This window comes from Aquimarina sp. I32.4 (assembly GCF_002924285.1).
Classification (GTDB): domain Bacteria; phylum Bacteroidota; class Bacteroidia; order Flavobacteriales; family Flavobacteriaceae; genus Aquimarina.
In genome coordinates, this window is the sequence record NZ_PGUB01000133.1 from 1 (window position 1) to 9873 (window position 9873).

At 32.2% G+C, this 9873-nt stretch carries 9 protein-coding genes; all 9 read right to left on the reverse strand.

The window, feature by feature from the left end:
* On the reverse strand, positions 1-104 hold a 104-nt coding region (locus tag CVD18_RS23425; protein ID WP_369858845.1), incomplete at its 3' end, for a transposase.
* A gap of 141 nt (positions 105-245) precedes the next feature.
* A complete protein-coding gene (locus CVD18_RS19785) occupies positions 246-932 on the reverse strand; it encodes a GIDE domain-containing protein (protein ID WP_103867229.1) in 687 nt (228 codons plus the stop codon).
* Positions 933-946: 14 nt separating this feature from the next.
* A complete protein-coding gene (locus CVD18_RS19790; RefSeq protein WP_103867230.1) occupies positions 947-1390 on the reverse strand; it encodes a hypothetical protein in 444 nt (147 codons plus the stop codon).
* A gap of 126 nt (positions 1391-1516) precedes the next feature.
* Complete coding sequence (locus CVD18_RS19795) at positions 1517-2518, reverse strand: hypothetical protein (protein WP_103867231.1); 1002 nt, start codon at positions 2516-2518, stop codon at positions 1517-1519.
* Positions 2515-5547 carry a hypothetical protein gene (locus tag CVD18_RS19800; RefSeq protein ID WP_103867232.1) on the reverse strand — a complete coding sequence of 1011 codons (3033 nt, stop codon included), beginning with the start codon at positions 5545-5547 and terminating at the stop codon, positions 2515-2517. The genes CVD18_RS19795 and CVD18_RS19800 overlap by 4 nt, the downstream gene beginning before the upstream one ends.
* A 40-nt stretch (positions 5548-5587) precedes the next feature.
* Entirely contained in the window at positions 5588-6145 is a 558-nt protein-coding gene (locus CVD18_RS19805) for a hypothetical protein (RefSeq protein ID WP_146052870.1), read from the reverse strand.
* A 2-nt stretch (positions 6146-6147) separates the two neighbouring features.
* Positions 6148-7332 carry a DUF4280 domain-containing protein gene (locus CVD18_RS19810; RefSeq protein WP_103867234.1) on the reverse strand — a complete coding sequence of 395 codons (1185 nt, stop codon included), beginning with the start codon at positions 7330-7332 and terminating at the stop codon, positions 6148-6150.
* Between the two features lie 19 nt (positions 7333-7351).
* Positions 7352-8338, reverse strand: coding sequence for a hypothetical protein (locus CVD18_RS19815; protein ID WP_103867235.1), 987 nt, complete (start codon positions 8336-8338; stop codon positions 7352-7354).
* Between the two features lie 23 nt (positions 8339-8361).
* A partial coding sequence (locus tag CVD18_RS22800) for a type VI secretion system Vgr family protein (protein WP_103867236.1) occupies positions 8362-9873 on the reverse strand: 1512 nt, incomplete at its 5' end.

Here is a 9873-nt window from a genome sequence, read left to right on the forward strand (position 1 = left end):
ATGGCTATTTTATGAGTATAACGTCCTAAATATTCTATAACATGCTCAGCTTTACCAAAAGGAGCTTTGGCATATACGTTTGCTGTGTACAACTGCTTAAACAAATCAAAAACACTAGTATATAACTATTTCTATACATAATCCTATCGTATAATTTCTAAACTATCTGATCTTTTAGGTTGGTGCAACAGTAATGAATAAAATGATATTCTACCATTTCCTCTTTTATCTAAAATATTTTTTATTTAAGCATCCTTAAAATAATACATAAGCCCTCCAAAGAGAAGTATGATTAATAAGATAACTCCTAATCGCTTAAGGTTTGGAACCATTACCTTATTTATCAGCTCATCATACTTAACATTCATGATTGTTAACATTTCATTTTCATGCCCCTTTTTAATGATCAATTCTCCTGTTTTATCTCTATACAAGTTACCAATAACTATATACAAATGGTCATCAGGTAGTATCAAATATTCTGAATGTCTAACTTTTCTAGACTCTTGTAATTTTGTCTCGTGTGTATTAATCCCTATCTCTAATCCATTGGTCTTTACTTTTATACTTCCTGTATCATCATTTATATAAAAATCAGAACATTTCTTTATATTTTTTATCGTTACCCATCTGGAATAACCACGATTAGTATCTTCGTATATTCTAACGCCCTTTTCTCTAAAATATCTATATTTTTCTTTTTTGTAAACATATCCTATACATGGAGTTTCTGTAAGAGGAGAAATCAAAAGATTAGAGCAAGTAAGAACTCCTTCTACTTTTATTAAACCTTCAGTTAGATTTTGAATATTTGAAGTTTCTAAATCTTCTGTAATTGTATAATTCTTTACTTTCTTTCTTAGTGAAAAAAATAGGGTAACAAATACAAAACCAACGAAATAAGGTGCAAAATCAAAAATAGAATCAAACATTTATAGATTTCTATTTAATAATTAATAAAGAACCTATATAACACTGTCCCAAAGAATATATACCAAGAACCAAGCATCAATACTCCTAAAAAAATGGAATATAGGACATCAGGTTTTTCAGTAAATGCAGCTTTATTATCTAGAACATTAACCTCTATTATTTTACCGACCTTTAGTTTTACCTTCCTCTGAACAAAGTCGATCTCATCGTTAGAGTAATTAATAGAATCAACAAACTTTAATGTGTTATAATAATTATAATATTTACGAACCTTTACAGAATCTAACTCTACAACTACCATCTCATGCGGAGTTCCATAATATGTGATCCAAAATCTATCTTGTGTATACCATTTAAAATTTAGAAAGGTAAAAACTATTGTAACCAATGTAATAACTATAGGCATACAACCAATCTTTCTTTTTTTCTTTCTTTTTTTCTTTTTATTAGAAGCCATTTCGATGCATATTTATTATTTACCAAGCCTTATCGTATAATATCTAAACTATCCGATCCTTTAGGTTGATGTAAAAGCATTGTGAAATCAATAACAAATATCAATCTCTTTTAATGAAGCATATTTTTATTGATCTGCTACTCTAACAATATTATAATACCAAATAACCTCAAGTTCTTCTTTTCCTTCTGGGATATGAAGTAATATTTCTTCTATTTGAACTTTCCGCACACCGTTTTTTGTATAGTACCTTCTTAAAACTCCTTCGCCCTGATTATTTCCGTCTGTTCTTTTCAAAGCAACTAACTTTCCTTCTCCAAAGAATTTTAATTCATAATTATCTACTGGAGCTAATTTTCTTTTCTTTTTATTAATAAAATTAATTTTACTTTTTATCTTATTTTTCCCTTCTTCTTCTGAAAAGTAGTTTGCTTGAAAAAGGTTAAAAATCCCTTTATCTATAATAGTTAGATATTCATCGCCTTTCTGGTTTTCATATTTTTCTTTTAGATTTTTATAAAAAAATAAAACTTTTTCTTCCAATTTTTCCTTACTTTTTTTAGTAAGGTTTAAGCTATTTCTCCAATCCGTTAAATCATATGGTACTTTTGCTTTAAAAGATAGTTTATCTTCAAAAAAAATCAATTTAGAATAGTTTATTTCTTGTTCGTTATTATCATATTTAGGTAACTCATATTGGAAAACAATTTCTGGTTCTTTCATGCTTCCATTTAACCAAGATGACCTTTCTAATGCTAAACTAAAATTAACATCACTCTCTAAAGTCTTCATTTTAATTTTATCTGAAGTATATCTAGGAAATATTCTTATAGATAAATTATGGTTTTCTATTGATAGTAAAGAATTGTTAATAGGGTACCAAATTGTACCTGTGGCATTATTATGGCGTGATACAATTGGTATATCATTAATCAATATCTCGTAGCTATAAATGGTCCTTACTTTCAAATTATATATTGGTTCATAATCAAATCTATTTAGTTTATTCATATGCTTAATTATTTTATGACCTGAACTTGTTGTATTCGGTTTTATTTCTCTTTGTTTTGATTGAGCGCATCCTATCAAGCTAAAAACTATAAGTATTACGTTAATAATCTTTTTCATTTTTTAAAATTATAAATTGGCATTCGTCTTTTGGTTATTTCCCATTCATAAGGGTCTAATACAATAATCTCTCCATGACCTTTATAGTGAACTCCTTGTTGTTTTTCAAATTTTTCTATAGGGTCATTGGAGGTTAAAGTATTTTCCGTTGATTTATTGTTTTTTGTTTTATTAACATCATCATCTTCCTCATCTTCTTCTTCATCTAAACTAAAACCAGCTTTAACATTTCCTTTCAAAATTAATCCTTCAAATTTAATTTCGGGTTCTATAAATACCATTTCTTCATCAGCTTTGGTTACTAGTTCCATAGAGATACCCGTTTCTACACTAGCATCTACTTGCCCATAAATATTATATTTACCAAAAATAAAGGATTCAGATTGACCATTGACTTGTATTTTTCCTTCTAAAGAAATATCTATTTTACCCCCTAGTTTGGCAGGGGTATCATCTTCATCTTCTATCAAACGGTTCATATACTTACTGCCTGATGCAGTATTGATAGTACCCATCATCATACCACTTATTTCTGAGGTTACAATCAAATCTAGGTCTATATCAAAATTATCTCCAGCAATTTCATCAATAACATCCAAAGCAGCTACTATTGCCAATACAGCAGGGTGTTTTATTTTGTATAACAGTTGGTATACATCGTATTTAATCTCGAACCCAAACAGGGGGTCCATTTTTATCACCCCCTCAAACATAGTGCCTACAATGGGTTGGCTCAAATCTTTTGCACGCTCGGCATACCAACTTAAGGAAAGTGCCAATGAGGGGTCTACAAATTCAAATTCCCAATTGCTCTTTTTTAAACCTTTGGCTTTCTTTTTATCAAGAAGTCCTTTAAGTTTTTTAGTTCGGTTGGTGTTTTCTTTGGGTGATTTTTTGGTTGTATCGGGATTTTTACCATTGATAATAGATTCTGCCAGCTCTTTGAGTTCTACTACTTTTCTAAGAAGGTTCGTAATTTCATTAAAATGCGGGGTTACCTCTATTGCTCCATAGGGTCTATCAAACTCAAGTATGGCTGTAAACTCACAATCTATAACTCCATTTTCGATTCCATCATCAAGCTCTATTAAATCCTTAGCCTTAGAGAGTTGCCCCCACTTACTAGTTTTTTTCTTAGCGTTCTTTAATTTTTTATTAGCCTCAGTAATACGTTTGTTTTTGTTGGCAACCTTTTTGTCGAAATATTTTTTTTCTTCTCTGGATAGCTTTTTTTTCTTTTTGCCTTTGGCATTTTCAGCTTCCAGGTACTTATCCATATGTATTGCCTGAGATTTATCTCTGCTTTTTTCTAATCGTTTTTTTACATCTTCGGCTTCCAATTCTCTACGTTTCCATTTTTGATGATAGGCTTCTCTAACCATACCATACATCTTTAGGTCATAATTAAAAGCCAGCTGTATCGTACATTTGGTATCTGGTATTACCCATATATCTAGAGGGTGGCTTTTTGCACAGGTTTCAAATACTATAGGGTATAATTGTTGGGATGCTCTTATATTGGGGATAATAGTTGATAATAACCCTGCTACCATATTTTTTCTACCGCCAAATGTGTAATCAAAACCAACTTCTAGTTCTAATAACTCGTCTGTAGGTTGCTCTAATACAAATGGTTTATGGTTTTCTAAAATATTAAATGATTTTTGACCATTGATCTCAATAATTTTAGAAACTATACTGAGCTGGTTTGTGATATGGCTGGCATCAATTTGTCTATCGTCGTTTTGGTCTCCTGATTTTTCGGTTTTTATTTCACCATTTATAAGAGTATCGCCTTCTTTATTTTTGACTTCACCAGTTGGCAATCCAACTTTTTTGGCTAAACCCTCAGTATTATCACCTCGCCATTGTTTACTTCTTGTGCCATGCCCTTGCTTTATTTTTTTTATAATAGCATCAATATTTATAACATGGTTTTTATGTTCTTTATCGGTTCCTAAAAAACGACAATCATCTGTATTTACTTGCTCAAGTTGTATTTTAAACCTTCTTCTTTTTTGATCTGGTCCTACCACAATAGGGTAGTCTAGTTTGTCTTTTCGCCCTTGATCTTTGCTATCATACAGAATCAATGTTTTCTCATCACCATCTTCTTCAAAAGTAACGGTTATATTCTCATATCTACATGGGTGAAACTCTGCGGGATTGGTTTCTATTCTTTCTATGATCACAGGTTTATTACCAGATTTGACCACCTCTGGAGTTTCTATCCTTGTACCACTGGCAGGTACTTCTACTTTAAGAGTGTCATTACTACTTGTAAAATCACCATGATCTACCCCCTCAAGAGTTGTTTTGATAATAGGTACAACATCTAATCCATAACTACTAAACCAACTACTTGCCAATACTCGCCAATAGTGTTCTATCATTATAGTTACTATCGCCTTTTGTACTTTATTGCCTTGTTCATCAACAAATACATCTACTTCTGCTCCAAAATAGTTTTTGAGCTTGTTTTTATTGTCTTTAAAGTTTTCATCAATGGTAAGGTCATAGTTTACTTTTCTGATATCTCTTAGAGATACCTGTAATTCCTGCCCATACAGCCCCGTAGTATAAATGTGTAGTTGTACCCCTTGACCATAATATTTACCTTTGCTAAGGTCAATAAGTGGTCCATTGTCATCCAATTGATATTCTCGCCATTCTATTTTGTCTACCCTGCGAGGGCCTATACAGTTAAAAAAATAGCCATGAGGTGCTTGGCATTCTGGTTTTTCACCTTCATAAAAAGGTTCTAACCATCCTAATCCACCACCAGAATATACTTTTTCTACACGAAGGCTTAAATTTTTCTTTAAATGACGTTGAAAATCATTTTTGATGATATCAGGAGTACCATGAAACCAGTGGGCTACCCAACAGATATTTTTTTCTGTATCATCTTCTTCATCTCCTGTTTCGATATCTAACTTAATATTACCATCAGGTTTTGCTGTAATCAGATATTGATCCTGATCTACAGTTACATCTCCTGATACAAGTATTTTATTTTTTACCGCCATAGCTTCATATTATTTCCATATTAGAAATAGATTTACTTTTTTAGTTTGATTTAAAAAGAATAGTCTGAAAAGCTTTTAAAACTTCATAATGATTTGTAGTATCTATATTTCTGGTAAACATTGAAAATCTATTATTATACGTATCGATACTGTCAAAATATATTTTTAATGTCCCTTTTCCTATGAATTTTGGTACTTGAACTTTAGCAGGCAAGCTATTAATAGTATCATAATAGTAAAATTCATTGTGAAAAGTACCCTGATTTTTGTCTAGAGAAGGGGTTTTAGAAAAATACATCTCATCTACAGAAAACCCACTTTTTCTAAGGGTATCTTTCTCTTTTATATTATTTACAGGTATCGCCATATCTATTTTAGAAACATATTTTCCTAAATCAAATAAAATAGTATCATTTTTTGTTGTAACGATACCACCTGCTTGTGAGTCTATACCATCAATATTAATTTTTTTCCAGGTATTAGGTACTGTTATTTCAAATGATGTAAAGTTTAGCACTTTGTTATTTATCTTTTTTTGCTCTCTTTGTTTACAAGATATTGTTAATAAGAAGAGAGATGTTATTATTACTATTCTCATAATTAATATTCTATTTTGCATTCTTCTATAAAATTCTCTACTCTTTTTTTGATGGTTTTCCTGAATTTTTTCAATTTATTAGAATCATAGTTACTACCGCTAGAAGATTCTTTATATTCTTTATTTCCTTGTGAAAAAGTTACTTGATTACTAACAATATCCCCTTTCTTTTTCTTAGAAAGGCTAATATTACCATTAACATATTTGTACATTAAATCCCCTAGATCAGAGTGCTCTAAACCCAAATTATGACCTATTTCATGTTGGCTAACTTCATCAAAGGTTTTATTTGATATTGTTCTGCTTTCTACAGCACTAATTCTTCCTCCAAGTTCAGCACGTCCTACGGGATTACTAGAAGCTGATTCTCCTGCTACAGCAGGGATCTCTTTAACAATAATCATCACATGATCATCTTCTGGAATAGTAGATAATGATTCCCTTATGATATAATCAATGGTAAAATGGATGATATTATAAATAGAATGTACATCATTTTCTACATCATAATTCTCAGCTGCGCCTTCAAAGTTTTTCAATCTTACAATTCCTTTCTCTTTATTGAACATCGTTTTTGTAAGGTTTGATTTGGTCAAATTAACGATAGATAATTTTATTTGAAGTTTAACATCTCTCTTTATTTTATTACCTACTTTTTTAGTGTTTGATACTGTTGTGATAACATCTTTTGGTTGATTTTCATGATCATTGTCAGGTAGAATTAAACAAGGCACTTTTTTCATTTTTGTGATATTTACCAATGGATTAAGATGTACCTGCACCTTTTCTTCTGCCTGTGCTACATTACTACTACCAGGTGCAGCAGTTTGCCCATGCCATGTAAATTCTATACAGGGTGCTCCTGCAATTGCACAGGTGCCTTTGCTGTTTTCTGTAAGTACCTGCCCGCTATTATGTAGCTCTACTTTATCATAAAAATCCTGCCATCCCGTGATGCTAGGAATACAAGGCAAATACCCAGAATTAGAGGGTTGTAATTTACACTGCCCAAAGGTTTTGGCTTGCAAAGGCATTCCTATATCCATAGTGTTACCTACCAATTTTTGCCCCCCCTCTGCATCATTGATATATGCCTTTTGTTGTGATTGCACTACAAGGGTATCAGGAGTGTTTCCAAACTTACACTTGCATATGGCTCCATTGACTACTACATGACCGTTACTCATACTGCTCTTCTTTTTATTATTATAGTTTCAACTCTTTTCCAAAAAAGAAGTATCTTTTTTTCTTCTTTTCAGGAATTGGAACTTTATTTTCATTTTCTTTTTGCGCTTGCTCTTTTTCAAACGAGGTTTGTGGGGTTTTGTTTTTGAGATGGTATATCTCTACATCCATTATTTCTTTTTTCCCAGAAGGAAAATCTATCTGTGCATGTCCTACAATGGCATCGGCTATTGGTGAACCTGCATAAATCTGGTATGTAAAATCAGATGTTCCGTTTACCACAGGGGTTTTGGATAATGATATAAGATTACCTCGTAAGATATCCTGTTCGTTTCTTATATCTATACATTTTCCTTTTTGTTCTATCAGTATGTCTTTTTCTTTATGTGGGTGCCTTTTACGATTCTGTGTTACTTGATAAGATATACTTTTTTTATACGGTATCAGGGATAGTGCTATGGTATGGGTAACATCTATATTTCTGTATATTTGAGCAAAAAACAATACCATAAACCAATCTTTGTGCAATAGTTCTTCTTTGATTCTATCAGGTTGATCCACCATATGATCCATATTGCTTATAAGCTGGTTTACTATAGCGCCATTATACGATTGTTTTATTTTTGAGCGAGTGTTTTTCCACCTTTCCTGCAATGTTTTATAATTTATTATTTCTATAGCAGCTCCTGCACTATTAACCATAATCTGTAAGGGATAGATAATAGCACCACAGGATGCTGCCAATTCATCTATTATACTATCTGGTTTTTTTTCATTGGCATATACTGGGTGTTTATAGATTTCAAAAATGTAATTGTGTTTATCTTTTTGCTCCAGACACATGATATCGATCTCATAATGTATTTGTACTTTTTCTTCTTTTTCGTTTTGAGAACGCAACAATACTCCATAAGTTCTTTGCACCCCAATAGGATTGTATTGAAAACTAGAAAAGGTTTCTTGTTTTTCTGTTTCTAATATGTTTAATCCAAAGTCACGCTTTGTCATTATTTAGACTTTAATTTGTTTTTTTAAAACAATTTTACCTTATCATCACCTTGTATATCTACTTGTTTAGAGCTTACCAACTCCATATTTTCTACAGAACTCTCTAGTCGTAATTCTTCTGCAGAACCTAATACTTTTTTTGCAACAACAGTTTTATCTTCTTCTACAGTTTCTGTGATGTTTTTTGCCGCAACTGATATATCTTCAGTTACTCTGGTCATCATATTGGTACCCGCATTCATTTTTATTTCTTCTGTGGCATTGATCTCTATGTTTTTAGCATTCAACGTCATATTCTCTAATGCAGAGATTTCTATATTGTTGTTGGCTGTGTCTATACGAATGATATTATTGTTCTTATCGGTAATCGTAATCATTTCTGCCCCATTACTATCATCTAGGGTAATGGTGTGCTGACTCTTTGTTCTAATTGCTTTTATATCATTATTCTGTGATTGCCAAGGTGATGGATTTTGACTACCATTATACAAAGCACCTAATACAAAGGGGCGTTCTGCATTACCACCCTCAAATCCTACCATTACCTCTTCATTGATCTCTGGGATAAAATGAAATCCTTTGTCTGCACCTGCATGTGGGGTTATCATACGTAACCAAGGAGTACGCTCTCCTAATGGTTTCTGCCATGCAAATTGTACTCTAATTCTTCCTAATCCATCTGGGTCTGAATTCTCTACTACAGTGGCGGTTTGTGTTTCACTTTTTGGGAATCTGTAGATATCCATCTTAGGGTAAGCATCAAAATTGGCATCTACTGCCTCAAACTCATTTTTGTATACACCGCCTTCTACATTGGTATGTACTATTTTGGTAACTCTATAACTACCATGACCATTGATCCTTATGATTTGCCCTAAACAAACTCCTGGATTATCACTACCGCCTTTTGCTATAATTTGCTGTATGGCTCTACTTTTTGTATAAGCTTCTATTTGAGCATCTAATCGAGGCTTCATAGTAGCATCTGTATACAAAGGATTGTATATGCGTGTTTGCTTATTATATAGCTCTCTAGATTTACTATCTGCAAAGCCATGATAGCCTGTTGATGGTATGCTCACTTCGCTGCTATTTTTCTGATGTTGTTCATTTGCGATGTAATCATTGGTAAAATAAGAAGCATTATTTGGCATAGGCTCCATATTGATACTGAACTTTTTGAGATCAATACCATAAGACAATTCTATTTCTTCTGTAGAGGGTCTACCAAAGATCAATTGCTTACCATCATAGTAAAACCACTGATTATAATAGGCAGATAATCTACTTGCATAGGAAAAATCACTCTCATTATGTTGTACACTATAATGAATAGTACTGGTGTTGGTAGGCGCAAAGTTTGTTTCTAATTTACCCAGATCATACCCTTGAAAAGTGTCTTGCAAGATATCTGATAAGCCTACCTCGCTATATGAAGCATAATGAGGGAAGTTGTCTGCCAGTATACTGGCACTTTTTGCTTTTATACAGATCAAATCTCCTTGTGATTCTTCAAACCCTTTTACGGTTTCAAC

Bases quoted from the DNA above. Each gene is read 5' to 3' on its own strand.
- CVD18_RS19785 (WP_103867229.1), bottom strand. From the start codon at position 932: ATGTTTGATTCTATTTTTGATTTTGCACCTTATTTCGTTGGTTTTGTA.
- CVD18_RS19790 (WP_103867230.1), bottom strand. From the start codon at position 1,390: ATGGCTTCTAATAAAAAGAAAAAAAGAAAGAAAAAAAGAAAGATTGGT.
- CVD18_RS19795 (WP_103867231.1), bottom strand. From the start codon at position 2,518: ATGAAAAAGATTATTAACGTAATACTTATAGTTTTTAGCTTGATAGGA.
- CVD18_RS19800 (WP_103867232.1), bottom strand. From the start codon at position 5,547: ATGGCGGTAAAAAATAAAATACTTGTATCAGGAGATGTAACTGTAGAT.
- CVD18_RS19805 (WP_146052870.1), bottom strand. From the start codon at position 6,145: ATGAGAATAGTAATAATAACATCTCTCTTCTTATTAACAATATCTTGT.
- CVD18_RS19810 (WP_103867234.1), bottom strand. From the start codon at position 7,332: ATGAGTAACGGTCATGTAGTAGTCAATGGAGCCATATGCAAGTGTAAG.
- CVD18_RS19815 (WP_103867235.1), bottom strand. From the start codon at position 8,338: ATGACAAAGCGTGACTTTGGATTAAACATATTAGAAACAGAAAAACAA.